The organism is Cellulomonas flavigena DSM 20109 (assembly GCF_000092865.1).
GTDB classification, from domain to species: Bacteria; Actinomycetota; Actinomycetes; order Actinomycetales; family Cellulomonadaceae; genus Cellulomonas; species Cellulomonas flavigena.
Genome location: NC_014151.1, coordinates 404,922 through 431,111, shown reverse-complemented (window position 1 = coordinate 431,111; position 26,190 = coordinate 404,922). Strand labels below are relative to the sequence as shown.

24 protein-coding genes are annotated in these 26,190 nt (G+C 74.2%); 14 read left to right on the top strand and 10 right to left on the bottom strand.

Annotated features, from left to right (window positions below; genetic code table 11):
- Positions 1 to 265 precede the first annotated feature (265 nt).
- Positions 266 to 625: a hypothetical protein gene (locus CFLA_RS02010; RefSeq protein WP_013115650.1), complete on the bottom strand. Its 360-nt coding sequence runs from the start codon at positions 623 to 625 to the stop codon at positions 266 to 268.
- Positions 626 to 811: 186 nt separating this feature from the next.
- Between CFLA_RS02010 and CFLA_RS02005 the strand changes: the two genes are divergently transcribed.
- The 3 genes from CFLA_RS02005 to CFLA_RS01995 are packed head-to-tail and all read left to right on the top strand — an operon-like array spanning position 812 to position 6,280.
- Positions 812 to 3,400: a molybdopterin oxidoreductase family protein gene (locus CFLA_RS02005; RefSeq protein ID WP_013115649.1), complete on the top strand. Its 2,589-nt coding sequence runs from the start codon at positions 812 to 814 to the stop codon at positions 3,398 to 3,400.
- Between the two features lies 1 nt (position 3,401).
- Entirely contained in the window at positions 3,402 to 5,906 is a 2,505-nt protein-coding gene (gene nirB / locus CFLA_RS02000; RefSeq protein WP_013115648.1) for a nitrite reductase large subunit NirB, read from the top strand.
- The gene (locus tag CFLA_RS01995; protein ID WP_013115647.1) at positions 5,903 to 6,280 is read left to right on the top strand and encodes a Rieske (2Fe-2S) protein; all 378 of its coding nucleotides are present in this window, start codon (positions 5,903 to 5,905) and stop codon (positions 6,278 to 6,280) included. Before nirB ends, CFLA_RS01995 begins: the two co-directional genes overlap by 4 nt.
- Before the next feature lie 85 nt (positions 6,281 to 6,365).
- Here the strand turns inward: CFLA_RS01995 and CFLA_RS01990 are convergent, their stop codons facing one another.
- The gene (locus CFLA_RS01990) at positions 6,366 to 7,220 is read right to left on the bottom strand and encodes a sigma-70 family RNA polymerase sigma factor (protein WP_013115646.1); all 855 of its coding nucleotides are present in this window, start codon (positions 7,218 to 7,220) and stop codon (positions 6,366 to 6,368) included.
- Positions 7,221 to 7,327: 107 nt separating this feature from the next.
- On the opposite strand from CFLA_RS01990, the gene CFLA_RS01985 reads away from it, so the two are divergent.
- Positions 7,328 to 8,653 (top strand): FAD-binding oxidoreductase, encoded by a 1,326-nt coding sequence (locus tag CFLA_RS01985; protein WP_013115645.1) that lies wholly within the window; start codon positions 7,328 to 7,330, stop codon positions 8,651 to 8,653.
- 56 nt (positions 8,654 to 8,709) lie between these two features.
- Positions 8,710 to 9,615 carry a phosphotransferase gene (locus tag CFLA_RS01980; protein WP_013115644.1) on the top strand — a complete coding sequence of 302 codons (906 nt, stop codon included), beginning with the start codon at positions 8,710 to 8,712 and terminating at the stop codon, positions 9,613 to 9,615.
- Positions 9,616 to 9,678: 63 nt separating this feature from the next.
- On the opposite strand, the gene CFLA_RS01975 is transcribed toward CFLA_RS01980, so the two are convergent.
- Genes CFLA_RS01975 through CFLA_RS01965 form a run of 3 tightly spaced genes read right to left on the bottom strand, consistent with a single transcriptional unit; the run spans position 9,679 to position 12,372 of the window.
- Positions 9,679 to 10,530, bottom strand: a complete 852-nt coding sequence (locus CFLA_RS01975; protein ID WP_013115643.1) for a DUF6999 family protein — start codon at positions 10,528 to 10,530, stop codon at positions 9,679 to 9,681.
- Position 10,531: 1 nt separating this feature from the next.
- Entirely contained in the window at positions 10,532 to 11,233 is a 702-nt protein-coding gene (locus tag CFLA_RS01970) for an iron-containing redox enzyme family protein (protein ID WP_013115642.1), read from the bottom strand.
- A complete protein-coding gene (locus CFLA_RS01965) occupies positions 11,230 to 12,372 on the bottom strand; it encodes a 3-oxoacyl-[acyl-carrier-protein] synthase III C-terminal domain-containing protein (protein ID WP_013115641.1) in 1,143 nt (380 codons plus the stop codon). The genes CFLA_RS01970 and CFLA_RS01965 overlap by 4 nt, the downstream gene beginning before the upstream one ends.
- A gap of 96 nt (positions 12,373 to 12,468) precedes the next feature.
- Here CFLA_RS01965 and arsB point away from each other — a divergent pair, with 96 nt between their 5' ends.
- The 3 genes from arsB to CFLA_RS01950 are packed head-to-tail and all read left to right on the top strand — an operon-like array spanning position 12,469 to position 15,070.
- Positions 12,469 to 13,575 carry an ACR3 family arsenite efflux transporter gene (gene arsB, locus CFLA_RS01960; protein ID WP_013115640.1) on the top strand — a complete coding sequence of 369 codons (1,107 nt, stop codon included), beginning with the start codon at positions 12,469 to 12,471 and terminating at the stop codon, positions 13,573 to 13,575.
- Complete coding sequence (locus tag CFLA_RS01955; protein ID WP_013115639.1) at positions 13,572 to 14,621, top strand: metalloregulator ArsR/SmtB family transcription factor; 1,050 nt, start codon at positions 13,572 to 13,574, stop codon at positions 14,619 to 14,621. Before arsB ends, CFLA_RS01955 begins: the two co-directional genes overlap by 4 nt.
- Positions 14,618 to 15,070, top strand: a complete 453-nt coding sequence (locus CFLA_RS01950; protein WP_013115638.1) for an arsenate reductase ArsC — start codon at positions 14,618 to 14,620, stop codon at positions 15,068 to 15,070. Before CFLA_RS01955 ends, CFLA_RS01950 begins: the two co-directional genes overlap by 4 nt.
- A gap of 61 nt (positions 15,071 to 15,131) precedes the next feature.
- Here the strand turns inward: CFLA_RS01950 and CFLA_RS01945 are convergent, their stop codons facing one another.
- Positions 15,132 to 15,653 carry a GNAT family N-acetyltransferase gene (locus CFLA_RS01945; RefSeq protein ID WP_013115637.1) on the bottom strand — a complete coding sequence of 174 codons (522 nt, stop codon included), beginning with the start codon at positions 15,651 to 15,653 and terminating at the stop codon, positions 15,132 to 15,134.
- Positions 15,650 to 17,056, bottom strand: coding sequence for an FAD-dependent oxidoreductase (locus tag CFLA_RS01940; RefSeq protein ID WP_013115636.1), 1,407 nt, complete (start codon positions 17,054 to 17,056; stop codon positions 15,650 to 15,652). Before CFLA_RS01940 ends, CFLA_RS01945 begins: the two co-directional genes overlap by 4 nt.
- 61 nt (positions 17,057 to 17,117) lie before the next feature.
- Here CFLA_RS01940 and CFLA_RS01935 point away from each other — a divergent pair, with 61 nt between their 5' ends.
- The 6 genes from CFLA_RS01935 to CFLA_RS01915 all read left to right on the top strand — a co-directional run bounded on the left by CFLA_RS01935 (position 17,118) and on the right by CFLA_RS01915 (position 22,455).
- Positions 17,118 to 17,501 carry an ArsR/SmtB family transcription factor gene (locus CFLA_RS01935; RefSeq protein ID WP_013115635.1) on the top strand — a complete coding sequence of 128 codons (384 nt, stop codon included), beginning with the start codon at positions 17,118 to 17,120 and terminating at the stop codon, positions 17,499 to 17,501.
- Between the two features lie 156 nt (positions 17,502 to 17,657).
- Entirely contained in the window at positions 17,658 to 18,863 is a 1,206-nt protein-coding gene (locus CFLA_RS21065) for an RICIN domain-containing protein (protein ID WP_013115634.1), read from the top strand.
- A 42-nt stretch (positions 18,864 to 18,905) separates the two neighbouring features.
- Complete coding sequence (locus CFLA_RS20275; protein ID WP_013115633.1) at positions 18,906 to 19,067, top strand: hypothetical protein; 162 nt, start codon at positions 18,906 to 18,908, stop codon at positions 19,065 to 19,067.
- A gap of 43 nt (positions 19,068 to 19,110) precedes the next feature.
- Positions 19,111 to 20,190, top strand: coding sequence for a hypothetical protein (locus tag CFLA_RS01925; RefSeq protein WP_013115632.1), 1,080 nt, complete (start codon positions 19,111 to 19,113; stop codon positions 20,188 to 20,190).
- A 33-nt stretch (positions 20,191 to 20,223) separates the two neighbouring features.
- The gene (locus CFLA_RS01920; protein WP_013115631.1) at positions 20,224 to 21,438 is read left to right on the top strand and encodes an MFS transporter; all 1,215 of its coding nucleotides are present in this window, start codon (positions 20,224 to 20,226) and stop codon (positions 21,436 to 21,438) included.
- Positions 21,439 to 21,471: 33 nt separating this feature from the next.
- A complete protein-coding gene (locus CFLA_RS01915; RefSeq protein WP_013115630.1) occupies positions 21,472 to 22,455 on the top strand; it encodes a MerR family transcriptional regulator in 984 nt (327 codons plus the stop codon).
- Between the two features lie 70 nt (positions 22,456 to 22,525).
- On the opposite strand, the gene CFLA_RS01910 is transcribed toward CFLA_RS01915, so the two are convergent.
- The 3 genes from CFLA_RS01910 to CFLA_RS01900 form a co-directional block, all read right to left on the bottom strand.
- A complete protein-coding gene (locus tag CFLA_RS01910) occupies positions 22,526 to 22,807 on the bottom strand; it encodes a hypothetical protein (RefSeq protein ID WP_013115629.1) in 282 nt (93 codons plus the stop codon).
- The gene (locus CFLA_RS01905) at positions 22,804 to 24,402 is read right to left on the bottom strand and encodes a glycosyltransferase family 2 protein (protein ID WP_245530283.1); all 1,599 of its coding nucleotides are present in this window, start codon (positions 24,400 to 24,402) and stop codon (positions 22,804 to 22,806) included. Before CFLA_RS01905 ends, CFLA_RS01910 begins: the two co-directional genes overlap by 4 nt.
- A gap of 206 nt (positions 24,403 to 24,608) precedes the next feature.
- Positions 24,609 to 26,096 (bottom strand): glycoside hydrolase family 10 protein, encoded by a 1,488-nt coding sequence (locus CFLA_RS01900; RefSeq protein ID WP_013115627.1) that lies wholly within the window; start codon positions 26,094 to 26,096, stop codon positions 24,609 to 24,611.
- Positions 26,097 to 26,190 lie beyond the last annotated feature (94 nt).

The window sequence follows — 26,190 nt, the reverse complement described above, 5'->3', positions numbered from 1 at the left end:
GAAGCGAAGCGGTCGAATGCTAGCCGTCCTCCTGGTCACGTCTCGGAGGTTCTTGCTGCCCCGACGGCCGTCGCCGGCAGGTCGGACAACCGCATCTCCTCGCTCGGCACGGTGACCTATCCGGACGCCCGAGGTCGTGCCGGTCCGACGCGCACCCGTCAGTCCTCCGGGCCGATGCTGAACGGCCCCTCGCCGACGGTCGCTCGCAACCGCCCGTCGGCTGGGAGGTCGACCTGGGCGCAGCCCCGGGTGATCAGGTCCTCCCTCAGCTCCTCCACGTGGCAGACCAGCGCGGGGCCGGGGGGACGTCGAGGCCGAACCGTCCCCCGCGCCCGAGGGGGGCCAGCACGCCGCCGCTGCTGTCGACGTCCGTCCGCTCGATCCGGTGGTCGAGGTACCCCAGGTCCGGCACCGGCGCGGGGCCGACGTCGGGCCACAGGTCCTCGGCCAGGACGCCGGGGAGTGCCGCGATCCACCCGTCCTCGACCGGGTTGTCACCGAGCCCGGTGTCGTCGACCGAGACGAACCGGCCCGGCAGACCCTCGACAGTCCCGGAGCACCCCACGAGTGCCGGCGCGAGCGCGATGACGAGCGCCGCACCTGCCCTGATCCGTCCTTGGCCCACGGGCTCCACGCTCGCGCAGGTCCCGCCGCCGCGGCAGCGCTGATCGGGTGGTGCTCCGCGTCGCCGCGACGCCCGTCGGCGGCGTGACGCAGGCTCGCGCGCCGGCGTCGCGGCCGCGCACTGCCCGAAACGCGGCGGTTACCCGGCGGCGGACCGTGCGTAACCGGAGCACCACACCATCGAGCGATGAGGCCGGAGCTCGCGTCACCGACGGCCGTGCCGGGCACCGAACCGGTCCGGACCGTCGCGACGCACTGCCCGTACTGCGCGCTGCAGTGCGGCATGCAGCTGCACGTGACGCAGCGCCCGGGACACGAGCAGCCCGACGTGCGGCTGACGCCGTCGGACTTCCCGACGAACCGGGGCGGACTGTGCGCCAAGGGCTGGTCGGCGGCCGACCTGCTCGCGCACCCCGAGCGGCTCACGACCCCGCTCGTGCGGACCTTCGCCGGTGACCGCTCCTCGGCGCTGCGGGAGGCGACGTGGGACGAGGCGCTCGACGCCGTCGCCGCGGCCGTCCGGGCGACGCAGCGGCGGTACGGCCGCGACGCGGTCGGGTGCTTCGGCGGCGGCGGCCTGACCAACGAGAAGGCGTACCTGCTGGGCAAGTTCGCCCGGACGGTGCTGCGGACGCGCTCGATCGACTACAACGGCCGCTGGTGCATGTCGTCGGCCGCGGCCGCCGCCACCCGCACGTTCGGGATCGACCGCGGGCTGCCGTTCCCCGTCGCGGACCTGGCCCTGGCCGACGTCCTGCTCCTGGTCGGCGCGAACCCGGCCGAGACCATGCCGCCGCTCGTCCAGCACCTGGAAGCCGGCCGCGAGCGCGGTGCCCGGCACGTGGTCGTCGACCCGCGCACCACGGCCACGGCGCGCGCGGCGCACCTGCACCTGCAGCCGCGCCCCGGCACCGACGCCGCCCTGGCCAACGGTCTGCTGCACCTGGTGGTGCGCCGGGGCTGGGTGGACGAGGAGTACGTCGCGACGAGGACGACGGGGTTCGAGACGGTCCGCGAGTCGGTGACCGGGTACTGGCCGGACCGGGTGGAGCGGATCACGGGCGTCCCCGCGCGTGACCTGGAGGCGGTCGCGGAGCTGCTGGGGACGGCGGCCACCGCGATGGTGGTGACGGCACGGGGCGCCGAGCAGCACGCGTCGGGGACGGCGACCGCGCAGGCGTTCGTCAACCTGGCGCTCGCGCTCGGGCTGCCGGGGCGCCCGGGTTCGGGGTACGGGACGCTCACCGGTCAGGGCAACGGGCAGGGCGGGCGCGAGCACGGGCAGAAGGCCGACCAGCTGCCCGGGTACCGCAAGCTCGCCGACCGCGCGGACCGCGCCCACGTCGCGGGAGTGTGGGGCGTCGACCCGACGCGCCTGCCGGGGCCGGGGGTGTCCGCCACCGAGATGCTGCGCGCTCTCGGCACCTCCGGCGGGGTGCGGACGCTGCTGCTGCTCGCGTCGAACGTCGGCGTGTCCGCTCCCGACGCGGGCCGGGTCACCGACCGGCTCGACGCGCTCGACTTCCTCGTCGTCGCCGACCTGTTCCTCTCCGAGTCGGCGGCCCGGGCGGACGTGGTGCTGCCCGTCGCGATGTGGGCCGAGGAGGACGGCACGGTCACCAACCTGGAGGGCCGGGTGCTGCGACGTCGTCGCGCGCTCGACCCCCCGCCCGGCGTACGGACGGACCTGGACGTCCTCACGGGCATCGCCGAGCGCCTCGGCCACGGCGACCTCATGACGACCGACGCGGCGGCCGCCTTCGACGAGCTGGGCCGCGCCAGCTCCGGCGGCGTGGCGGACTACGGCGGCATCACGTACGACCGCATCGCGGACGAGCAGGGCGTGTTCTGGCCGTGCCCCGACCCCGAGCACCCGGGCACACCGCGGCTGTTCGCGACGCGGTTCGCGCACCCCGACGGCCTGGCCCGGTTCTTCCGTGCCGAGTACCGCGACGCGGCCGAGCGCACCGACGCCGAGTTCCCGTACGTGCTGACCACCGGGCGGCTGATGCGGCAGTACCAGAGCGGCACGCAGACCCGCCGCGTCGCGGCGCTCGCCGGCGACGAGGTGGGGCCTGACGGGTCCGTGCTCCCGCACGCCGAGCTGCACCCCGACCTGGCACGCACCTGCGGCGTCGTCGACGGCGAGGCTGTGCAGCTGCGGACCCGCCGGGGCACCGCGGTGTTCCGGGCGCGGCTCACCACGGGCATCCGCACCGACACGGTGTTCGTGCCCTTCCACTGGGGCGGCGCGTCGCGCGCCAACACGCTGACCGACGACGCCCTCGACCCGGTCTCCCGCATGCCCGCCTTCAAAGCGTGCGCCGTGGCCGTCACCCCGCTCGCCGTACCCGCCACACCACCGACCGGTCCGACCACGGAGCACGTCCGTGCACCGTGGCCGCCGGCCCGACCGAAGGGGCTCGCCTTGGACAGTCACCCGACCTTCCTGCAGGGCGTCTACGCGCTGACCGGGAAAGGGCTCGCCGCACCCACCCTGCTCGACCCGGGCCTGACGTACACCGTCCCCGACGGCGCCGTGGCGCAGACCGTGTACTTCCGTGGCGGCAACAGCGCCGACGAGCTCGTCGTCGTCGTGCTGGTGCGCGACGGGGCGCCGATGCGGTACTTCCCCATCGGCGCCAAGAGCGACGTGCACGTGCCGCTGCGCGTCGTCGAGGACCTCGAGCCCGGCACGACCCTCGAGGTGCACGCGGCCGGCGCGGCAGGCATCTCCGGCGTCGTCGTCGTCGACCTCGGCCTCGTGGAGGTGTGAGGTGGCGCGGCGCCGGCGCGACGACGACGGTCGGCGCGACCTCGTCGTCGTCGGCAACGGCATGGCGGGCGCGCGCACGGTGGAGGAGATCCTCGAGCGCGGCGGCGCCGAGCAGTTCCGGATCACGATGTTCGGCGAGGAGCCGTACGGCAACTACAACCGGATCATGCTCTCGAACGTGCTGGCCGGTCTCGAGAGCGAGGACGCGATCTTCCTCAACTCGATGGCCTGGTACGAGGAGAACGCCATCACGCTGCATGCGGGCGTGCGGGTGGCGCGCATCGACCGGCACGCCCGCACCGTCCGCGCCGTCGACGGCAGCCGCACCCCGTACGACGCGCTCGTCCTGGCGACCGGCAGCAGCGCGTTCGTCCCCGACATCCCCGGCATGCGCACGGCCGGTCGCGGCTTCCACCAGGGCGTCTTCCGGTTCCGCACGCTGGACGACACCCGCGCGATGATCCGGTACGCGCGGACCCACAAGCAGGCCGTGGTCATCGGCGGCGGCCTGCTGGGGCTCGAGGCGGCCCGCGGGCTGCAGACCCACGGGGTCGACGTCACGGTCGTGCACGGACCCGGGCACCTGATGAACCAGCAGCTCGACGCCGCGGGTGGGTACGTGCTGCGGCGCGGCGTCGAGGCGCTCGGGATCTCGGTGGTGACGTCGGCCAGGACGGTCCGGGTGCTCGGGGAGGACGAGGTCACGGGGGTGCAGCTCGCCGACGGGCGCGTGCTGCCGTGCGACATCGTCGTGGTGGCGGCAGGCATCCGCGCCAACTCCTCGATCGCGGCCGCCAGCGGGTTCCTGGTGGAGCGCGGGATCGTCGTCGACGACCAGATGCACGCGCTCGACGACCAGGGCACGCCCGATCCCACCGTGTTCGCCGTCGGGGAGTGCGTGCAGCACCGCGACCAGGTGTACGGCCTGGTCGCGCCGCTGTGGGAGCAGGCACGGGTGCTCGCGGACGTGCTCACGGGCACCGACCCGTCGGCGCAGTACCACGGCTCCCGCACCGCCACGAAGCTCAAGGTCGCGGGGATCGACGTCGCGTCCATGGGCACCACGGCACCCGAACGTCCCGACGACGACCACATCGTCATCTCCGAGCCGCGACGCGGGCTGTACAAGAGCGTCGTGGTGCGCGACGACCGGCTCGTCGGCGCGACGCTCGTCGGCGACCTCGAGAAGGTCGCGCCCCTCATCCAGGCGTTCGACCGCGGGTCACCGCTGCCCGAGGACCGGATCGCGCTGCTGTTCGACCTGGGCACGGCACCCGCCGAGGTGGGCGTGGCCGAGCTCCCCGACGAGACGACCGTGTGCAACTGCAACGGCGTCAGCAAGGGCACGATCGCGGCGTGCGTCCGGGGTGGCGTCGTCTCGCTGACGGGCGTCATGGACGCGACCCGTGCCGGCAAGGGCTGCGGGTCGTGCAAGACGCTCGTCGGGCAGGTCGTCGAGTGGGCGGCGGACGGTGCCGTCGAGATCGACGAGTCCGCGTCCTGGTACGTCCCCGGCGTGCCCTACCCCAAGGCCGAGCTGGTGGCGCTCATCCGCGAGCAGGGCCTGCGCTCGGTGTCGGCCGTGTTCGCGGCACTCGCGCCCGGCGGCGTCGAGGACGCAAGGTCGAAGATGGGGCTGACGTCGCTGCTGCGCACCCTGTGGGGCGCCGAGGTCGTCGACGAGCGCGACGGGCGGTTCATCAACGACCGGGTGCACGCCAACATCCAGCGGGACGGCACGTTCTCGGTGGTCCCCCAGATGAAGGGCGGCGTCACGTCGTCCGACCAGCTACGCCGCATCGCCGACGTCGCGGACAAGCACGCGATCCCGCTGATCAAGCTCACCGGCGGCCAGCGGATCGACCTGCTCGGCGTCCGCAAGGAGGACCTGCCGCAGGTCTGGGCGGACCTCGACATGCCGTCCGGGTACGCGTACGGCAAGTCCTTCCGGACGGTCAAGACGTGCGTCGGCAGCGACTTCTGCCGGTTCGGGCTCGGCGACTCCACGGCCCTGGGCATCGCGATCGAGACCCGCTACCAGGGCCTGGAGAGCCCGGCGAAGCTCAAGCTCGCGGTGTCGGGGTGCCCGCGCAACTGCGCGGAGTCCTACGTCAAGGACGTCGGCGTCGTGGCCGTCGACGGGGGCCGCTGGGAGATCTGGGTGGGGGGCGCCGCCGGTGCGCACATCCGCAAGGGCGACCTGCTCACGACCGTCGACACCCCGCAGGAGGTCATGACGCTCACGGGCCGCTTCATCCAGTACTACCGCGAGACGGCGAACTGGCTCGAACGGACCTACGCGTGGGTGCCGCGGCTGGGCATCGAGCACGTCCGTGCCGTCGTGGTCGACGACAGCGAGGGGATCGCCGCCGCGCTCGACGCCGCCGTGCAGGCGTCCGTCGACGCCTACCGCGACCCCTGGCAGGAGCGCGACGACCCCGCGGAACCCGGCCAGTTCCGCACCGCGCTGCCGCTGACCGTCCTGCCGCAGGTGCCGGTCCGATGAGCGCCGGGACGGACGCCCCGGCCGTCGCCCACGTCGTCGGACCGCTGTCCGAGATCCCGCTCGGCGAGGGCCGCGCCTACGCGGTCGACGGCCGGCAGGTCGCGGTCTTCCGGCTGCGCAGCGGTGCGCTGCGCGCGCTCGACGCGGTGTGCCCGCACCGCGGCGGTCCGCTGGCCGACGGGCAGATCGACGCCGAGGTCGTCGTCTGCCCGTTGCACGCGCACGTCTTCGACCTGCGCAGCGGCGCGTGCCGCTCCGGCCAGAGCGACGTGGCGTCCTACGACGTCCACGTCGAGGGCGACCAGGTCGTCGTCGTGCTGCCCGACCACGAGGCGGCGGTGGTCTCGTACCCGTCCGGGGCAGACGCGCCGTGAGCGCCGCCGAACTGCGGGTCGACCGACCGACGTGCGGGATCGGCCTGCCAGGCGACGATCTCGCGGCCGCCGCCGGCGGGCCGCGTCAGGTGAGCTCGACCCGGGCCAGGCGGCCCGGGTCGGCCAGGATGTCGATGCCGGCGACCCGGCCGTCCCGCACCATGAACGCGAGGACCGCGTGCAGGCGCCCGTCGTCCAGCACCGTGGCGAGGCCCGCCGACCCGTTGACGACGGCCAGGCGCGAGAACCGCACCGTGCCCGAGTGCAGCCGCGCCTGCGCGACCACGGCTGCCGCGCCGCGCAGCAGACGCGACACCCCGGCCGTGCCGTAGTCGAGCCGCAGGACCACGTCGGGGTCGAGGAGCGCCAGCAGGGCGTCGAAGTCCGCTGCCTGCGAGGCGGCCAGGTACGCGGCGACGACCTCACGGCGGCGGGCCAGGTCGTCCTGGACGGGGGTCGCGTCGCGGACCTTGCGGCGGGCGCGGCTCGCGAGCTGCCGGGCCGCGGCGACCGACTTCTCGAGGACCGGGGCGACGTCCTCGAACGGCACCCCGAACTCGTCGTGCAGGACGAACGCGACGCGCTCGGCCGGGGTGAGGGCGTCCAGGACCACGAGCAGCGCGGCGCCGAGCTCGTCGGACGCCACGGCCTGCTGCTCAGGTCCGTCGAGGGTGACCACGGGGTCGGGCACGTGGGTGTCCCAGCCGGTCTCGCGTCGTGCCGCGCGGGAGCGCAGGAGGTTCAACGACACGCGCCCGACGATCGTCGTGAGCCACCCGCCGAGGTTCTCGACGCCGTCGGTGCCCGCCGCCTGCGCCCGCAGCCACGCCTCCTGGACTGCGTCGTCGGCGTCGGCCGCGGAGCCGAGCACTCGGTGGGCGACCGTGCGCAGGTGCGGGCGGAGCGTCTCGAACTGCTCCGCGAGGACGTCCGCGGTCACCTGTCACACTCCTGCCCCGGGCCGTGTCAGTAGGACGACAGCACGCGCTGCCGGTGCTCCACCCCACCACGGGCGAGGAGCGCACGGCCAGACCCCGGGGAGCACCCATGACCCTCTCGACCTCGTCCGACACCCTCGCTGCGACGCTGCGCGGGCGGCTCCTGCTCCCCGGCTCGGTGGCCTTCGACCAGGCCGCCACCCCCTGGAACCTGGCCGTGCGGCAGCCGGCCGCCGCGGTCGTCGAGGCCGCGGACGCCGACGACGTCGTGACGCTGGTGCGCCACGCCCGCGCCGAGGGCCTCGCCGTGGCGGCGCAGTCCACCGGGCACGGCGCGACCGGTGACGTCGCCGGGACCGTCCTGCTGCGCACCGGACGCCTGGACGCCGTCACCGTGGACCCCGCGGCGGGCACGGCCCGCGTCGGCGCGGGTGCGACGTGGGCCGCGGTGCAGGCGCGGACGGCGCCGCACGGGCTCACCGGGCTGCTGGGCAGCGCGCCGGGGGTCGGCGTCACGGGGTACACGCTCGGCGGCGGGCTCGGGTGGTTCAGCCGCGTGCACGGGCTCGCCGCGCACCGGGTGCGGTCGTTCGACGTCGTCGGCGCCGACGGCGAGCCGGGCACCGTCACGGCGACGTCCGACCCGGACCTGTTCTGGGCGCTGCGCGGCGGCGGGGGCGACCTCGCGATCGTCACCGCGCTGGAGATCGACCTCGTCGAGGTGCCGGCGCTCACCGGGGGCGGTGTCGTGTGGCCGGCGGACCGTGCCGGTGCGGTGCTCGACGCCTTCCGTGAGGTGACGGCGTCCGCACCGCGTGAGCTGAGCGTGTGGCTGACGCGCGTCGAGCCGCCCGGCGCCCCGGCGATGGTCGTCGTCCGCGCCGCGTACCTGGGCGACGACGTCGCTGCGCGCACCCTGCTGCGACCCTTCGACGCGGTCGGCGGCGCACTCACCGGCGAGGTGCGGCCCGTCGCGCTCGCCGACGTCGGCAGCATCACCGCGGACCGGCCCGACCCCACGGCCGGCCTGTCGCACGCCGAGCTGCTGACAGGCGTCGACGACGACGCACTGACGCGGCTGCTCACGTCGCCGGTCGGACCCGTGACGGTCGTCCAGCTGCGTCACCTCGGCGGCGCCCTGGCCGAGGCCGACCCGGACGACGGCGCGACCGGCGCGATCACCGAGCCGTACCTGCTCTACGCGCTCGGGCTCGCCCACGCACCCGGCCTCGCCGCCGCCGTTCGCGCGCGCCTCGACCGGCTCCCCGACGACCTCGCGCACCTGGCCACCGGGCGCAGGCCCGCCACGTTCCTCAGCCCGGGTGAGCGGGCGTCGGCCGCGTACTCCCCCGACGCGCTCGCGCGGCTGCAGGGACTCAAGCGCTCGCGCGACCCGCACGGCACGATCCGGGGGGCGTACCCGCTGATCGCCTGAGGGAGCCGGCGCCTGGTCGCCCCGTCACACCACCGTGCTCACTAGGGTTGCGCTGCATGAGCACGACGGAGATCACCGCGGATCTCGTGCGCGCCCTGCTGCGGGACCAGCACCCGGACCTCGCCGGGCTGCCGCTCCGCGAGGTGGACGGCGGCTGGGGCAACCAGATGTGGCGGCTCGGCGACGAGCTGGCTGTGCGGATCCAGCGGATGGACACCGAGCCCGACCACCAGCTCAAGGAGCGTCGGTGGCTGCCGCTGCTCGCCCCGCGTCTGCCGCTGCCCGTCCCCGTCCCGGTGCGCGACGGGGCGCCTTCCGCACGGTCCGGCAAGCTCTGGACCGTGATGACGTGGGTCCCGGGAGAGCCGCTGGACCGTGCGTCGATCACACGCGGCGAGCACGCCGCCGACACCCTGGCGGCGTTCCTGCGGGCGCTGCACGTGCACGCGCCCGCCGACGCGCCGGCGAGCGCCGACCGGGGCGCGCACCCGAGGGACTGCACCGCAGGCTTCGAGCACTTCCTCGGTTCCCTCGACACCGACGCGATCGGCCCCGCCGCCGGCGACGTCCGGGCCGTCTGGGACGACGCCGTCGCCGCACCTGCGTGGGAGCGTCCACCGGTGTGGGTGCACGGTGACCTGCACCCGGCCAACGTCGTCGTCGCGGACGGGACGCTGGCCGGCGTCGTGGACTTCGGCGACCTGTTCGCCGGGGACCCGGCGTGGGACCTCGCGGCGGCCTGGCTGCTGCTGCCGTCCCGTGCGACCGCACGCTTCTTCGACGCCTACGCGCAGGCCGACGAGGCAACGATCCGGCGTGCCCGCGGGCTCGCCGCCCTGAAGAGCCTGTTCCTTGTGCTCATGGGCCAGAACGGGGACCGCGGTCTGCCGGGCGGGAAGCCGGCGTGGGGGCCGGCGGGACGCGCGGCGCTCGCGCGGGTGCTGCACGAGCGTCTGCGCTGACGGACGACAGGACGGGCGCGGCGTCCGCGCGACGAGGCGGTCCTCGCCCGTGCTCCGGTCGGATCAGTCGAACTCCACCGCCGTGTCCCGCGGGTACTGGCCGCCCGCGAGCTTCACGAGCTGCGCGTGCGCGTACTCGCAGACGAGCGCGTGGCGGTAGACCATGCGCGGCACGTCGACGTTCGAGTCCATCCACAGGCTCATGCCGGCGAGCTTCCAGTGCCGGAAGTGGTCGTCACCCGTGATGACGGCGAGGATCTCGAGGAACGAGTCGTCGAACCGCATGGAGTGGACCGCCCGGCGGTACTCCTCGGAGGACAGCGCCAGCGAGAACGGGATGTTCATGAAGCACAGCGCCGTCTGGATGTCGAGGCGCAGCAGCCGCCGACGGTGCCGCTCGGCGTCGAGCGGCGGGACGTCGAGCTGCTGGAAGTCGAGCGTGTCCCGGGCGGCCAGCGGCACGACGTCGAGCGCGATGAGCACGTCGTACACGTTGACGTCGTGCTCGACGACCGCCTGGTCGCCCAGCTCCGACAACGACTCCGGACGCAGCCGGACCGGCTCCATGTCCACCGGGGTGTTGCGGATGATGAAGTTCACCAGGTTCGTCTCGATGACGAAGTGCCGCAGCAGCAGGTCCACGGCGTCGGGTGACACGCACCGCCGCAGGAACCAGACGCACAGGAAGTCCATCGCCCCCAGCGGCATCCACCGGAACGGCAGGACGCGCTTGAGGATGCGGATGAGCGTGACGAGCACCCGCGAGAGCACCATCGCGAACGGGTAGAGCCAGCGCCGGGACGGGCGTCGCTGGTCGTCGATGATCTGCCGGACCACGGACCGGTCGAGCGGCACGGACGGGTCGGCGAAGACCGCCTCCCACATGCTGGGGTCGGAGCGGACGAACTCCGCCACGTCAGCGATCCAGCTCTTCGAGCTGCAGCGCGTACAGGCGGGCGACGACCTGCGCGCACCGCACGATCTCGTCGGCAGTCGCGTCGTCGATCAGGCCGGACGTGAGGATCGCCTCCATGTCACCGGTGTGCGCGCCGTCGGCCTCCTGGTGGTACGTCATGAAGTGGACCTGGTTGTCGGCCAGGCCCAGCACCTCCTGGAACCTCGCCGCCCACTGCGCGGCGCGGCGCGCACCCAGGCCCTCGATGATGAACATCGCGCCGAGCAGACCGGCGGGGTTGGGCCGGCTCGCGTAGGTGAAGAGGTAGCCCGACAGCGCCTCCGAGCCGACGTTCTTGCGCCCCGCCCGCAGCTCCGCCCGCGACCCGCCGAGCGCGACGTAGTCGGCCTCGAGCAGGAAGTGGTCGCGGTGCTCCTCCTCGGCGTGCTTGATCGCCGCCGCCCGCAGCTCGAAGTGGTCGATGTCGAAGTTGGACGCCGCACGCGCGATCCACAGCGAGCCGTCGATCACCTGCTGCCGCAGGTTGAACAGCAGCCGCAGGTAGTCCTCGAGCGTGACGGTGCCGTCGTCGAGCCGCTGCAGCACGGGCACCTTGGCCAGGTGGTCCTCGAGCTCGAGCCAGACGTCGCCGAGGCGCTCGAGCAGCGAGGCGCCTCCGGCGGCGGTGTCCGTGGCGGAGTCGGTCGAGGTGGCACTGGTCATGACGATGCTCCTTGCGGGCGGGTCGGGGCGACGACGGTGAGCTGGGCGAAGGCGAACGAGAAGCGGCCGGACTCCGGCACGGCGAGCAGCACGGTCTCCCCCGGCTGGAACCGACCCGTGCGCCAGGCCTCCTCCAGCGCGATGAAGATGCTGGCCGACCCGGTGTTGCCGCGGGTCTCGAGGTTGGAGAACCAGCGGTCGGTGTCGAGGGTGGGGATGCGGCGGCGCAGCGCGTCGAACGCGACGTCCCGGAAGACGTTGGTGCTGTAGTGGCAGATGACGTGGTCGAGGTGGCGGACGTCGACGAGCCCGATGTCCACCAGCTCCTCGAACTGCGCGATCCCGGCCTGGGCCAGGTCGTCGAGCATGCCGACGTCCTGCCGCAGCACGAACATGCCCGCGGCCTGCGCGTCCGCGAGCGCGACGTCCTGCCAGGTGCCGCCGACGTGCGTCGCGTCACCGCTCATGCCCGCACGCATGCACACGGCGTGGTCGTGCGCGAGCGACACCTGCCGGATCCAGTCGACCCGCAGCGACAGCCGCGTCGGGTGCGGCTGGAACTCGACGACCACGGCACCGGCCCCGTCGGAGAGCATCCACCGCAGGAAGTGCGCGTCCATGCCGGCGCGGAACCCGTCGTACCGGCGCTGGCGCAGGCTGCGGCTCGGCAGCTCGGAGGCCACGACCGCCCCGCGGGGGTGGTCGCCGAGCCGGACCTTGCTGACCACGGCGTCGAGCGCGGCCATGCTCGACGCGCAGACGCCTGACGCCGACAGCAGCTGCATCGGTCCGCCGCCGAGGCGGCCGTGCACCATGTTGGCGAACCCCGGCACGAGCACGTCGCCCAGGGTCGTGGCGGTCGCGAGCATCCGCAGGTCCGACGGGGCGATGCCGCGGTCGTCGAGCGCGGCGGTGAGCGCCTTGACCGCGAGCTCCTCGTTGAGCTCGGTGGGCTCACCGTGCTCGTCGAGGGCGTAGTGCCGCTGCCGGATGCCGTTGGACGCGAGGATGCTGCTGCGGATGCGCGCGGTGACGGCGTCGTCGCCGCCGAGCCGCGCCGCCATGCCGTCGTTGTCCACCGGCGGGCCGGGCAGGTAGCGACCGAAGCCCGTGAGGTAGGCGCGCGCGGTCGTCGTCATGAGGGGGAGCCTAGGTGCGGCACGCCGCGGCGGCGGACTGCCTGTTCACGCATGTCAATATAGACACATGTCGAAGCAGCGCGGGATGGCCCGCTCATGACCCACACCGCTGCCGCACCCGGGAGCGTCGGCACCCCGCGGCTGTCGACGCTGGACCGCTGGCTGCCGGCGTGGATCGGCCTGGCCATGCTCGCCGGGCTCGCCCTCGGTCGGTTCGTCCCCGCGCTGGCCGACGTGCTCGCGCGCCTGGAGGTCGGCGGGATCTCCTTGCCGATCGGGCTCGGGCTGCTGGTGATGATGTACCCGGTGCTGGCCAAGGTCCGCTACGACCGCGTCGGCGCGGTCACCGGCGACACGCGGCTGCTGGTCAGCTCGCTCGCGCTGAACTGGGTCCTCGGGCCCGCGCTGATGTTCGCCCTCGCGTGGGTGTTCCTGCCCGACCTGCCCGAGTACCGCACCGGGCTCATCGTCGTCGGGCTCGCCCGGTGCATCGCGATGGTCGTCATCTGGAACGACCTGGCCTGCGGGGACCGCGAGGCCGCGGCCGTCCTGGTGGCGATCAACTCGGTCTTCCAGGTCGTGGCGTTCTCCCTGCTCGGCTGGTTCTACCTCACCGTGCTGCCGGGCTGGCTCGGACTGGACACCCAGGGGCTGGACGTGTCGGTCGGGCAGATCGCGGTCAACGTGCTCGTCTTCCTCGGCATCCCCCTGGCGGCCGGGTTCGCCTCCCGCGCGATCGGCGAGCGGACCCGGGGCCGGGACTGGTACGAGTCGCGGTTCGTGCCCCGGATCGGCCCGTGGGCGCTGTACGGCCTGCTGTTCACGATCGTCCTGCTGTTCGCCCTGCAGGGCGACGCCGTCACCCGCAACCCCCTCGACGTCGCCCGCATCGCCCTGCCGCTGCTGGTGTACTTCGCCGTGATGTGGGCCCTGGGGCTGGCCACCGGCAAGGCGCTGCGCCTGGGGTACGCCCGCTCGACGACGCTGGCGTTCACCGCCGCCGGCAACAACTTCGAGCTCGCCATCGCGGTCGCGATCGGCACCTTCGGCGCGACGTCCGGGCAGGCGCTCGCCGGTGTCGTCGGACCGCTCATCGAGGTCCCCGTCCTGGTCGGCCTCGTCTACGTCTCGCTGTGGGCGGCGCGACGGTGGTTCGCCACCGACCCCCGCGCCACCCCGCACGGCCAGGAGGTCACCTCGTGAGCACCCTGTCCGCCGACCGCCCGCCCGGGCCCTCCGGCTCCGACTGCACCCCGGCCCCCGAGGCCCACGCCATGGGCGCGCAGGCGGCCGCCCAGGTCGCGACCGTGCTCAAGGCCCTGGCCGACCCGCTGCGCCTGCGGATGCTCTCGTTCATCGCCACCAGCTCCACCGGTGAGGCGTGCGTGTGCGACATCGCGAGCGTGGCCGACGTCTCCCAGCCGACCGTGTCGCACCACCTGAAGGTCCTCAAGGACGTCGGGGTGCTGACCTCCGACCGACGCGGCACCTGGGTCTGGTACCGGATCTCCTCCGACGTGCGCGGGGCGGTGACCGCGCTGCTGGACTCCTTCGCGCCCGCCGCCCTCGACGCCGCGCAGCACCGCTCCCGTCCGCTGAGCGGCCTGCGCGACGTCGACGCCGTCCTGACCCGCGTCGCCGACGAGCTGGCACCCCGGTTCCCGGGCCTGGACGAGGACCTCGTGCTGCGCACCGTGCGCGAGTCCTACGCCGCGCTGTCCCGTGGCGCCGGCGTGAACGCGCACCTCGTCCCGACGGCCCGGCGCTTCGCCGTGCAACGTCTGGCCGACATCACCCGCGCCACCCGGACCGACCCGCCCCGGGTCCCGCAGGTGCTCTTCGTGTGCGTGGCCAACGCCGGCCGCTCCCAGCTCGCCGCGGCCCTGCTGCACCACCACGCCGGCGCCGCGGTCGTCGTGCGCTCCGCGGGGTCCGCTCCTGCCGCGGACGTGCACGCGGCCGTGCGACCTCTCCTGGCCGAGCTCGGCACCGACGCCGAGGCGGTGTTCCCCAAGCCGCTGACCGACGACGCCGTCCGCGCCGCGGACGTCGTCATCACCATGGGCTGCGGCGACACCTGCCCGGTCCTGCCCGGCAAGCGCTACGAGGACTGGGTGGTCGGCGACCCCGCCCTGGCCTCCCCCGAGGGCGTCGCCGCCATCCGCGACGACCTCGACGCGCGCGTGCGCGCCCTGCTCGCCGACCTGCTCACCACCACCGTCGACCGACCCGAGGAGCACCCCCGATGACCGACATCGCCCCCAGCACCGCCACCGACAGCGCGACGACCAGGCCCAGCGTCCTGTTCGTCTGCGTGCACAACGCCGGCCGCTCGCAGATGGCCGCCGGGTGGCTGCGGCACCTGTCCGGCGGCGCCGTGGAGGTCCGCTCGGCCGGGTCGATGCCCGCCGACCGGATCAACCCCGCCGCCGTCGACGCGATGCTCGAGGAGGGCGTCGACATCCGCGCCGAGCAGCCGAAGGTGCTCACGCACGAGGCCGTCGAGGCCTCCGACGTCGTGGTCACCATGGGCTGCGGTGACGCGTGCCCGTTCTACCCCGGCAAGCGGTACGAGGACTGGAAGCTCGAGGACCCCGCCGGTCAGGGCCTCGACGCGGTCCGCCCCATCCGTGACGAGATCCGCACGCGCGTCCTCACCCTGCTCGCCGAGCTCGGCGTCGAGCCCGTGCACGCCTGAGCGCGAGGACGTCGGCGAGGACGACGGCCCGGACGCGGCGACGTCCGGGCCGTCGTGGCGCTCACGACCCCGGCAGGGTCTCCTGCCCCAGCGTCTTCTGCAGCAGCGTGGTGCCGAGCCACCGGTCGAACTTGCGTCCCACCCGCTCCAGGCGACCGGCCGTGTGGAACCCGGCGCGCCGGTGCAGCGCCAGCGAGGCCGCGGTGTCCCCGTCGGCGACCACCGCGATCACCTCACGGGCCCCCGCCGCCCCGGCGGCGTCCAGCACCGAGGTGAGCAGACGCGTCCCGACACCTCGCCCGGTCGCCGCCGGGTCGAGGTAGATCGTGTCCTCGACGGTGTGGGCGTACGCCGGCCGCGGCCGCCACGGGCCGACGTAGGCGAACCCCGCGACCTGCCCGTCGAGGACCGCGACCTGGAACGGCCACCCGGCCGCGGTCAGGGTGTCGAGCCTGCCCCGCCACACCGGTTCACCGGGCGGCTCGAGCTCGAACGTCGCGGTCGACGTGGCCACGTAGTGGTCGTAGATCCGCGCGACCGCCGCCACGTCGCCGTCCGCCGCGGCGCGCACCTGCACGCTCACGCCCGGCCGCTCTCGGGCTCGTCGCCCGAGCGGCCGTGGACGACCCCCGTGGCGAAACCGGTGCCCGCCGGCGCCCCGACCCCCAGGGCGAGCAGCTGCGGCTCGGGCGCGCTGCCGCAGCAGCCACCGCCGTCGGCGGCGAGGTCCGTGGAGCACACCCCGGTCTCGGGAAGGTCGAGCTCGACGGCGTCCGCGCCGGCGCGGTCCCCGGCCAGCGCCGCCGCGACCGAGCGGACCTGCTCGTACCCCGTGGCGAGCAGGAACGTCGGGGCCCGCCCGTAGGACTTCATGCCGACCAGGTAGAAGCCGTCGTCCGGGTGGGACAGCAGCGCCTCCCCGTGCGGGGGCACAGTTCCGCAGGAGTGGAAGTTCGGGTCGATCAGCTCGGCCAGCCGGGCCGGGGACTCGACCACGGGGTCGAGGTCGAGACGCACCTCGCGCAGCATGTCCAGGTCGGGGCGGAACCCCGTCGCGTTCACGACCGCGTGCACCTGCAGGTCGAGCGGCTCGTCACGCGCTCGGCCCAGCACCTGCACGGTGTCACCGCCGGGCACGAGCCGCTCGATCGACACCCGGGTCAGCAGCGCCAGCCGGCCTGCGTCCACGGCGTCCTTGAGCCGGGTGCCGAGCAGCCCGCGCGCGGGCAGCTCGTCGGCCGTGCCCCCACCGAACAGCCGTCGCGCCGATCCGCCGCGGATCGCCCAGGTGATCGTCGTGCCCGGCTCGGACTCGGCCAGCTCGACCAGGCTCAGCAACGTGTTCGCCGCCGAGTGCCCCATCCCGACCACCAACGTGTGGCGCCCGGCGAAGCGTTCCCGCTGCGCACCGAGGACGTCGGGCAGCGGCCCGGTCACGAAGCCCGCCGCCTCGCGCTCGCCGACCGCCGGCAGTCCGCTCGCACCGAGGGGGTTCGACGTCGCGTAGGTGCCGGAGGCGTCGACCACCGCCCGCGCGAGCACGTCCTGCACCTGCCCGTCCGGCGTCAGGGTCCGCACGCGGTACCCGCGTCGGTCCCGGCCCAGGGTGCGGGTCTTGTCGGCACCGTCACGCGCCACCGCGAGCACCCGGGTGCTCGTGCGCAGCCGCGAGGCGATCGCCGGTGTCGCCGCCAGCGGGGCCAGGTAGTCGCGGACGAGGTCGCCGCCCGTGGGCAGGGCGTCCGCGTCCGGCGCCACCCACCCGGTCTGCTCGAGCAGCCGCCGCGCGGCGGCGTCGACGTCGTAGCGCCACGGCGAGAACAGCCGCACGTGCTCCCACGAGGCGACGGCAGCGCCCGCCTGCTCCCCGGCCTCCAGCACCAGCGGCTCCAGACCACGTTCCAGCAGGTGCGCCGCCGCCGCCAGACCCACCGGCCCGGCACCGATCACGACGACCGGCAGCTCCGCACGCACGACCTCGGCCATGTCCACTCCTCGCATTCACGTTCGTCGATAGGTGACAGCCGGAATGTATCTACATCCATCGATGCATGGCAAGATGGCCCCCGTGACCGCCGACCCGCTCCCGCCCGCCACGCCGCCGGCGACCGACGCGTGCTGCGCGCCGCTGACGCGCGCCGCCGCCGACCCGGAGACGGCTCGCGAGCTCGCTCGCACGTTCAAGGCGCTCGGCGACCCCGCGCGTGTGCAGCTGCTCTCGCTGGTGGCGGCGCACCAGGACGGCGAGGCGTGCGTGTGCGACCTCACCGGGCCGGTCGGCCTCGCGCAGCCGACGGTGAGCCACCACCTCAAGGTCCTCGTCGACGCCGGCCTGCTCACCCGCGAGCAGCGCGGACGGTGGGCCTACTACTCCCTCGCGCCCGGCTCCCTCGACCACGTCGCGCACGGGCTCCGGCTCGTGGCGCGGTAGCGGCACGAGCCCGCGCGGGGGACGAGCGCTCGCCTAATCGTTTGCGCTCGTCGCGATCCGACGACTGCCGTGCCACAGTGTCCCCGATCACGTCGAGTGAACGTTCACATCGGCGGCCGGTCGAGGCCGTGCCGCCCTCGTCAGGAGGCAGAGGACATGCATCGATTGGCCCGAGGGCTGCTGCTCGCCGTCACGCTCGGCGTCGCACTGGCCGGAGGTGTCGTGGCGCCGTCCGCGCCCGCCGCCGCCGAGAGCAACGGGGGCACCCGCGTGATGCCCCTCGGCGACTCGATCACGGAGGGCATCGGCATGTCCGGGGGCGGCGGCTACCGCGTCGGGCTGTGGCAGCGCCTCGCGCAGGGCGGCTACACGACGGACTTCGTGGGGTCGGGCTTCAACGGGCCGTCGAGCCTGTGGGACCACGACCACGAGGGGCACTCGGGCTGGCGGATCGACCAGATCGACGCGAACATCGTCAACTGGGTCCGCACCTACCAGCCGCGCACCGTGCTGCTGCACATCGGCACCAACGACATCAGCCAGAACCGCGACCTGGGCAACGCCCCGAACCGGCTCGCGGGGGTCATCGACAAGATCACCAGCACGTCCCCGCAGACCGACGTCTTCGTCGCGACCCTCATCCCGGTCTCGTACGCGCAGTCGCAGGTGCAGGCCTACAACTCCGCCATCCCCGGCATCGTGTCGAGCAGGGCCAACGCCGGCAAGAAGGTGCACCTGGTCAACATGAACGGGGCCGTCCCCCTCTCCGACATGCCCGACGGCGTGCACCCCAACGCGGCGGGCTACGACAAGATGGCGGCCGTCTGGTACAACGCGCTGCGCAGCGTGCCGGGCAGCATCGGCAACCCGTCGGGCGGCACCACCCCCACGCCGACGCCCACCCCGACCCCCGACCCGGGCACGGGCCAGGTGGACACCTCGGCCTGGTACACGCTCGTCAACCGCAACAGCGGCAAGGCCATCGACGTGTACAACCTGTCCACCGCCGACGGCGCCCGCATCACCCAGTGGTCCCGCAACGGCGGCACCCAGCAGCAGTGGCAGTTCGTCAGCGTCGGCAACGGCTACTACCAGGTGAAGTCGCGGCTCTCGGGCAAGCTCCTCGACGTGTCCGGACGGTCCACCACCGACGGCGCGGCGATCCACCAGTGGACCAACCACGGCGGCACCAACCAGCAGTTCAGCCTCCAGACGATCGACGGGTACGTCCAGCTCATCGCGCGGAACAGCGGCAAGGCCGTCGAGGTGCAGGGCGCCTCCACCGCCGACGGCGGCAACATCGTCCAGTACACCGACTGGAACGGCACCAACCAGCAGTGGCAGCTGGTGAAGGTGGGCTGAGCGCGGCACACCGTCGCAGCGCGCAGCCGCTAGGTTCCTGCCATGCAGCACCCTGCGGACCGACGCCGGACGCCGCCCGTGCCCCGTGCCCGGGTGATCGTGCCGTCCGACGACGACCGACGACCGGTGGACCTCGAGCTCAGCGCCGAGGTCCACCGGTCGCTGGGCCCCTTCCGCCACCAGTACTGCTTCGAGAACCGTTGAGGGCACCCGTGACGGCGCCTCAGGACGCCTTGTCGTCGGCACCGTGGTGACCGGGGCCGACGTCCGCGAGATCCTGCGCACCGCCTCGGCCCTGCCGTTCGGTCGCTCGCGCACGCAGCTCGTCGAGGAGGCGGTGCGCGCCGCCGAGGACGTCGGCGACGCCGTGCTGCTCACGCAGGCGCGACTGGACCTGCACGAGGCCTGTCACCTGGGCGGCGAGCGACGGAAGTCGCTCCTGCCGTTCAGCCAGGTGCTGCGCGACTACGACGCGGCCACGCACCACTTCTCCCGGGCACTGACGGACCGCGTGCTGTGGCAGTCGAAGTGGGCCGCCTCGACGCTCACCGGCTTCCCCGAGGTCCCGCTCGGCCACACCGAGCAGCTCCTGGAGGCGATGGAGGCTCGTGCGCGCGCCGCCGGGCACGGGGTCCAGGCGGTGGCCTGGTCGCGCGTCAACCTGACGTGGCGGGTCCACGGGGCCGCGGCCGCGCAGGAGCAGTTCCGCCGCTGGCGCACCCTGCCGCGGGACGCGACGAGCGACTGCCTGGCGTGCGAGCTGTCCGCCACGGCCGAGCTCCTCCACGACCTCGGCGACGACGAGGCCGGTCTGGAGGTCTCGGCGCGGGTGCGGTGCAGGGACGTCACGTGCGACACCCAGCCCCAGCGGGCGCTCGGTGCGGCGCTCCTGCCGCTGGTCCGCACGGGACGCCTCGCCGAGGCGGCGGACCACCACCGGCGCTGCCTCAGCGGGGTCCGTGGCCGCAGCCTCTCCCACATGGTCCTCGCGCAGAACCTCCTGTTCCTCGCGCTCACCGGCAACGAGGCGCGCGGCGTCGAGCTCCTGCAGTCGCAGATCGCGGCGATCGACGTGATCACGTACCAGCTCGAGGCCGCGGTCGCCCGGCTCCTCAGCGGTGCGACGGCACGCACCGGTGACGGGATCGTCCTCACCCTGTCCGACGGCGAGCAGATGAGCGCCGAGGACCTGGCCCGGCGCAGCGTCGACGCAGCACGGCGGGAGGGCGAGAAGTTCGACGCCCGCAACGGCACGACGACGGTGTCCGAGCGCATCGAGCAGGTCCTCGCCGCGTCGCCGCTGCCGCACGTCCCGCTCCCGGCTTGACCCTCGAGCAGGTCGAGGCGCCAGCGTGCCTCCGTGAACGTCGACGCACCGGCCCGTGCCCTCCCCCGCCCCTACCTCGCCTGGCTCGGCGGGTTCACCGTCGGCCGGTTCGGGGAGGCCGTGCTCGCGTTCGCCCTCGGCTGGGCGGCGTCCGGGCTGGGCGGCACGACGGCCGCCCTGGTGCTGACGCTCCACGGCGTGCCGCGCCTCGTCCTGCTGGTCGTGGGTGGCGCCGTCGCCGACCGCGTCGGCGCCCGACGGCTCCTCGTCGCCGGTGAGGCGGCGCTGCTCGTCGCGACGGCCCTGCTCGCCCTGACGCTCGCGCGCTGGGGACCGGCGACGTGGGCGCTGCTGACCTCCTCGCTGGTGCTGGGTGCGGTGACGGCACTGTGCCTGCCCGCCTCGGGGTCGATGCCCCGTCGGCTGGTCCCGGACGAGCAGCTGCCGCGGGCGCTGGCGCTGCGCCAGGGGGTCGGCCAGGTCGTGCTGATGGCGGCCGCGCCGCTCGGGGGCGTGCTCGTCGGAGCCACGGGCCTCGCCGCGGTCGCGTGGGGTGCCGCCGTGCTGGTCGGAGTGTCGCTGGTGGTCCTCGTCGCCGTGCGCGAGCTCCCCGGGCCCACGACGGTCGCGACGGTCGGCGCGCCGCGTCTCGGCCTCGCGGAGGGGTGGCGGGTCGTCGTGGCGACCCCGCTGCTGCGCAGGGCGCTGCCGCTGGCGGGAGCCGGTGCGGCGCTGGCCCTCCCCGTCCCGTCGCTCCTGGTGCCGCTGCTGGGGCGGGCGTCCGGCTGGGGTCCCGGCCCGACCGGCCTGGTCGCCGGTGCGGTCGGGGTCGGCGCGATCTGTGCGGCGCTGCACGCGGCGCGGCGTCGGGCGCCGGCGGGCGCGGGCACGGTCGCGTCGGCGGCGACCGGGCTCGCGGTCAGCGCCGTGGGGGCGGCGCTGCTGACGGCCGGCTCCGGGGCGGACGGCTCGGCTCTCGTCGTCTCCGTCGTCGGGGGCGCGACGAGCGGTGTCGGGAACGGGATGTTCGCGGCCCGGCTGGCGCCGGTGCTGCTGGGGGCCGCGCCGCGGACGCACCTCGCCCGCGTGCAGGCGCTGGTGAGCCTCGGCCAGCTGGTGCCGGCCCTGGTCACGACCACGGTGCTCGGTGCGCTCGCGGAGCGCGCGTCGCCCGGCTGGGCCCTGGGGGTCGTCGCGCTGGGCCTGGCGTCGTGTGCCACGTGGGCCCGTCGGTCCTCCACGGCTTGACCCTCGTGCCGGTCGAGGGCTCACAGTGTCCCCGTGGACGACGACCTGCTCAGCATCGGGGCGCTCGCGCGCGCCGGCGGCCTGCCGGTGAGCGCGCTGCGGTACTACGACGCCGCCGGCGTCCTCCGTCCGGCGCGCGTCGACCCCGCGACCGGGTACCGCTGGTACACCACCGGCCAGGTCCGCACGGCTCGCGTGGTCGCCGGGCTGCGCCAGGCAGGGCTGCCGGTGGCGGAGATGGTCGCCGTCCTCGCCGCGCCGGAGCAGGCCCGGACCGTGCTGGCACGGCACCGCGGCAGGCTCGAGGCCGACCTCGCCGCCGCGTGCGCGCACCTCGACGCGGTCGACGACCTCCTGACGCGACCCGCGCGCTGCTCGGTCACCGGCGCGGACCTCGTCGCGGCCGTCGCGGCCGTGCGGCACGCGGTCGGCGACGACCCCGCGTGGCCCGGGCTCGCCGGGGTCCTGATGCACCTCGACGCGACGTCGCTGCGGCTCGTCGGCTGCGACCGGTCGCGCCTTGCGGTGGCGACGGTGCCCGTGCGCCGGCCCTCCGGGGCGGAGGTCCGCGTCGTCGCCCCGCTCGCCTTCCTCGACGACCTCGCGTCGGCCGAGCTGCCCGCGGACGGGCCGGTGGTGCTCGGCTCGCGCACCCTGGAGGTCCTGGGCCGCCACGGCGAGCCGCTCGATGCGGCGTACCCGGACTACCAGCAGCTGCTGCGCTCGGGCGGGTCCCGACACGTGACCGTCGCGACGGTCGACCTGGTCGAGGCCGTGGACGGCGCGGACGAGATCGTCGTGGTGCGGCTCGACGGTGACCGCGTCGCGCTCGGCGCGCCGGGCCCGGACGACGCTCTCGGCTTCTCCCGGACGTTCCTGCTCGACGCCGTGCGCGCGGCACGGGCCGAGCACGTGGCCCTGGCGCTGGAGGACGAGCGGGCCGTACTCAGCGTCTCCCCGGCCGGCCGGCCGGGCGACGTCGGGCTCGTCATGCCCGTGCTCCTGCGCCACCGCTGAGACTGCCGATCCGCCGGTGCCGGGGTCGAGGTCCGCCGTGCCTGGACCATGCGGGCCTCCGCGGGCGCCGTCACCGCAGGGGCGGGCCTGACGCGGCACGGCCGGGGCCGTCGGGCTCACGCGCCGCCGCGCCTGCCGGGTCGATGCTGCGGTCCTCGACGCGGCGGTTGCGCCCCCGGAACCAGGTGGACGGGTAGACACGGGGCAGCAGCTTGGCCACGGCGAGCACGCTGTAGATGACGGTGTTGATGGCGACGAACGCCGTGAGCACCCGCAGGGGCATGGACTGCGTCATCGGCGAGGCGAGCACGGCGTCCAGCGCCTCCGCCCCGGCCGGCACGCCCGGGGTCACGCGGCGTCACCGACCTCGAGACGGGCCCCGGTCGGGGTGTGGACGACGTGCTTCCACGTCGCCGTCCGGCCCAGGGAGATGTCGAGGACGCCCTTGACGTAGACGAGGTCGAGGAACGCGTCGAAGCACAGCTCCGGCAGCAGGGTCACGGCCAGCAGCCGCGCCCGCCACCCACCTGACCAGACGGTCACGACCCGCTCGGCGAGGAACACCACGCCCAGCCCCATCCAGAACGGGAACCACACCCACCCGTCCGCGCTCAGCAGCATGAGCGCGATCAGCAGCAGGTAGGAGTACAGCGCGATCACGCCGTACCCGATGCCGAGCTGCTGCGCCCAGTACCGCAGGGTCGTGGGGGTGGTGCCGTAGGCGCCGAGGTTCTCCAGCGCACCCCGCTGCCAGCGCAGCCGCTGCGCCCACAGCGCCCGCCACGTCGGCATCACCTCGGTGACGACCGTGCACTGCTCGGGGGACACCATGAGCGCACCGAGCGACTTCAACGCCAGGGTGAGCTCGTTGTCCTCCGTGAGCGCCGTCGTGTCGTACACGTCGCCGCGGGTCCCCGGCAGGGCGGTGCCGCGCAGCCGGGCGACCTCGCGCAGCGCCGCCGGCCGGAACAGCGACGCCGTCCCGGTCAGCACGAGGACCCGTCCCCGGCACCGACGCATCTCACGCCCGTAACGCAGGTACTCGTTGCGCTGCAGCTGCCCCAGCAGCCCGGCGCCCTCCTCGCCGTAGAACAGCCCACCCACGGCCATGAGCGCCCGGTCGGAGGTCATCCGCGCGACCGCCACCGCGAGGAACCCGGCGTCGAGGGTGGTGTCGGCGTCCATGACCATGACGACGTCGTTGTCGCCCTGCCCGGGCAGCAGGCCGGCCAGCACCTGGTTGAGCGCACCGGCCTTCTTGCGGGTGTTGCCGACCGTCTCGACGACCTCGACGCCTGCCGCGCGCGCGACGTCGACGGTCGCGTCGGTGCAGTTGTCCGCGACGACGATCACCCGCTCCGGCCGGTGCGACTGCGCGAGCAGCGACGCCAGGGTGGCCGGCAGGGACGCCTGCTCGTTGTGGGCCGGGATCAGCACCGTCACGGTCACCGGGCCGGCGTAGACCCCCCGGGTGCGGGCCATGACGATCTTCGGTGCGAGCGGGTCGGTCAGCACGTCCGACGAGCGCCGCGACCGGTTCGCGATCCGCTGCTCCAGCAGCGCGACGCCCGCCGCGAGCAGGACGGCCACGGCCACCGCGGCCAGCATGACCCGCGGCGAGGGCAGCTGGGTGTCGTAGAACACGTCCCAGATCCCGAGCAGCGTGCCCCGCTCCGGTGGCCGGCCACCCGCGTCGCTGGAGGTCACCGCGTACCAGAGCAGCGCCGCACCACCCGCGGCGATCAGCAGCACCACCACGCCGACCGCGCGCTGCAGCCACCCGGACGACCGCCCGGCGACCCGGACGGTGCCGGGGTCGAGCCCGAGCTCCTCGACCTGGGCCGACCGCTGCGTCGGGATCGGGGCCCGCTCCAGGGTCGTGGTCGTCGCGGCGGGAGGGTTCGCCGCCGTGGGCGGCACGCCGCCCGGGCCTGCACCCTGTTCCACGTCCACCACCCCCGCCCGGACCCACCCCTGGACACTTGTCCATCGGCGGTGGTGGCCGTGGTCCTGAGGGGTGTCGCCCGGACGGCGGTTGCGACCCGCTCGTCCGACCGGCCGCGCCGCGGCGTCCACGAGGGGGCCGGGTGCACACGACACCGCCCCCGCACCGAGTGGTGCGGGGGCGGTGCGTCAGCCGCTCGCGGCGGTCGTCACCCGACCTTCACGAGCTGCCACTGCTGGTTGGCACCGTTCCACGCGGAGTACTGCACGACGTTCCCGCCGTCCGCCGTCGACGCGCCCTGCACCTCCAGCGCCTTGCCCGAGTTCCGGTTGAGCAGCGTCGCGTAGCCGTTGCTGATCGACACGTTCCACTGCTGGTTGGCGCCGTTGTTGTCGGGCCACTGGACGACCTCGGCGCCGTTGGCCGTCGACTTGGCGTAGACGTCCAGCACCTTCGACGACAGCCGGGACTTCAGCCGGTAGGACCCGTTGCCCGAGCTGACGAACTGCCACTGCTGCTGGTTGCCGTTGTTGCGCGACCACTGCACGATGTCGGCGCCGTCCGCGGTCGACAGGTTGTACACGTCGAGGGCCTTGCCGCTGTTGCGGTTGACCAGGACGTACCAGGCGTTGGTGTCGACGCTGCTGCTGCCCCCACCGTTGTTGCCGCCACCGTTGCCGCCGCCGGCGTTGAGGGCCTCGAGCACCGCGGCGTAGGCGGCCTTCTTGTTGCCCGAGCCGTCGAACAGCAGCGGGTTGGCGCCGGTGCGCCAGGAGTCGGTGTCGCGCACGCCCCACACGGTGATGCCCGTGCAGCGGGAGACGGCCAGGCACGCCTGGACGACCTGCCGGTAGGCGTTGGCCTGGTTGGAGCCCTGCTGGATGTCGAGCTCGGTGATCTGCACGTCGACGCCCAGGTCGGCGAACCGCTGCAGGTTCGCCTGGTAGTCGCTCGGCACGGTCGTGCCCAGGTGGGACTGGAAGCCGACGCAGTCGATCGGGACGCCGCGGGCCTTGAAGTCGCGGACCATGTTGTAGACGCCCGTGGACTTCGCGTTGACGCCGTCGGTGTTGTAGTCGTTGTAGCAGAGCTTGGCGCCCGGGTCGGCGCTGCGGGCGGCGCGGAACGCGGCCTCGATCCAGTCGTTGCCGGTGCGCTGCAGGTTGGAGTCACGGCGCGACCCGCGGCCGTCGTCGGCGAACGCCTCGTTCACGACGTCCCACGAGTGGATCTTCCCGCGGTAGTAGGACGCGACGCGGGAGACGTGGTTGAGCAGCGCGTCGCGCAGCGACTGGCCGGACATGTTCTGCATCCAGCCGGGCTGCTGGGCGTGCCACGCCAGGGTGTGGCCGCGCACCTTCTTGCCCTTGCCGAGCGCGTAGTTGACGATCCGGTCGCCGTTGCTGAAGTTGAACTGGTTGCGGTTCGGCTCGGTGGCGTCCATCTTCATCTCGTTCTCGGCCACGATCGAGTCGAACTCGCGGTCGACGATGCCCATGTAGGTGCCGTCGTTCATGCGCCCCGCGGCGATCGCGACGCCGAAGTAGCGTCCGCGCTCCGCCGCGGACTGCCCGAGCGTCGTCCCCGCGTGAGCGGGAGCGGCCAGGGCGACGGCGGCCGTGGCCACCAGCCCCGCGGTGGTGAGCAGGGACACCACCCGGCGGGCCCGGCGGTGCCGGGGTGAGGTCGTGATCATGTCGTCGTCGCCTCTCTCTCGGTGCGTGACGGCGCGCGGGAGCGCCCCGTCCGGTCGGGTGTGCGGTCGTGCTGCGGGGGTCGCTCGCGCGCTC

Bases quoted from the DNA above. Each gene is read 5' to 3' on its own strand.
- CFLA_RS01970 (WP_013115642.1), bottom strand. From the start codon at position 11,233: ATGACCAGTGCCACCTCGACCGACTCCGCCACGGACACCGCCGCCGGA.
- CFLA_RS01965 (WP_013115641.1), bottom strand. From the start codon at position 12,372: ATGACGACGACCGCGCGCGCCTACCTCACGGGCTTCGGTCGCTACCTG.
- CFLA_RS02005 (WP_013115649.1), top strand. From the start codon at position 812: ATGAGGCCGGAGCTCGCGTCACCGACGGCCGTGCCGGGCACCGAACCG.
- CFLA_RS01995 (WP_013115647.1), top strand. From the start codon at position 5,903: ATGAGCGCCGGGACGGACGCCCCGGCCGTCGCCCACGTCGTCGGACCG.
- CFLA_RS01985 (WP_013115645.1), top strand. From the start codon at position 7,328: ATGACCCTCTCGACCTCGTCCGACACCCTCGCTGCGACGCTGCGCGGG.
- arsB (WP_013115640.1), top strand. From the start codon at position 12,469: ATGACCCACACCGCTGCCGCACCCGGGAGCGTCGGCACCCCGCGGCTG.
- CFLA_RS01940 (WP_013115636.1), bottom strand. From the start codon at position 17,056: ATGGCCGAGGTCGTGCGTGCGGAGCTGCCGGTCGTCGTGATCGGTGCC.
- CFLA_RS01900 (WP_013115627.1), bottom strand. From the start codon at position 26,096: ATGATCACGACCTCACCCCGGCACCGCCGGGCCCGCCGGGTGGTGTCC.
- CFLA_RS20275 (WP_013115633.1), top strand. From the start codon at position 18,906: ATGCAGCACCCTGCGGACCGACGCCGGACGCCGCCCGTGCCCCGTGCC.
- CFLA_RS01980 (WP_013115644.1), top strand. From the start codon at position 8,710: ATGAGCACGACGGAGATCACCGCGGATCTCGTGCGCGCCCTGCTGCGG.
- CFLA_RS01950 (WP_013115638.1), top strand. From the start codon at position 14,618: ATGACCGACATCGCCCCCAGCACCGCCACCGACAGCGCGACGACCAGG.
- CFLA_RS01935 (WP_013115635.1), top strand. From the start codon at position 17,118: ATGCATGGCAAGATGGCCCCCGTGACCGCCGACCCGCTCCCGCCCGCC.
- CFLA_RS21065 (WP_013115634.1), top strand. From the start codon at position 17,658: ATGCATCGATTGGCCCGAGGGCTGCTGCTCGCCGTCACGCTCGGCGTC.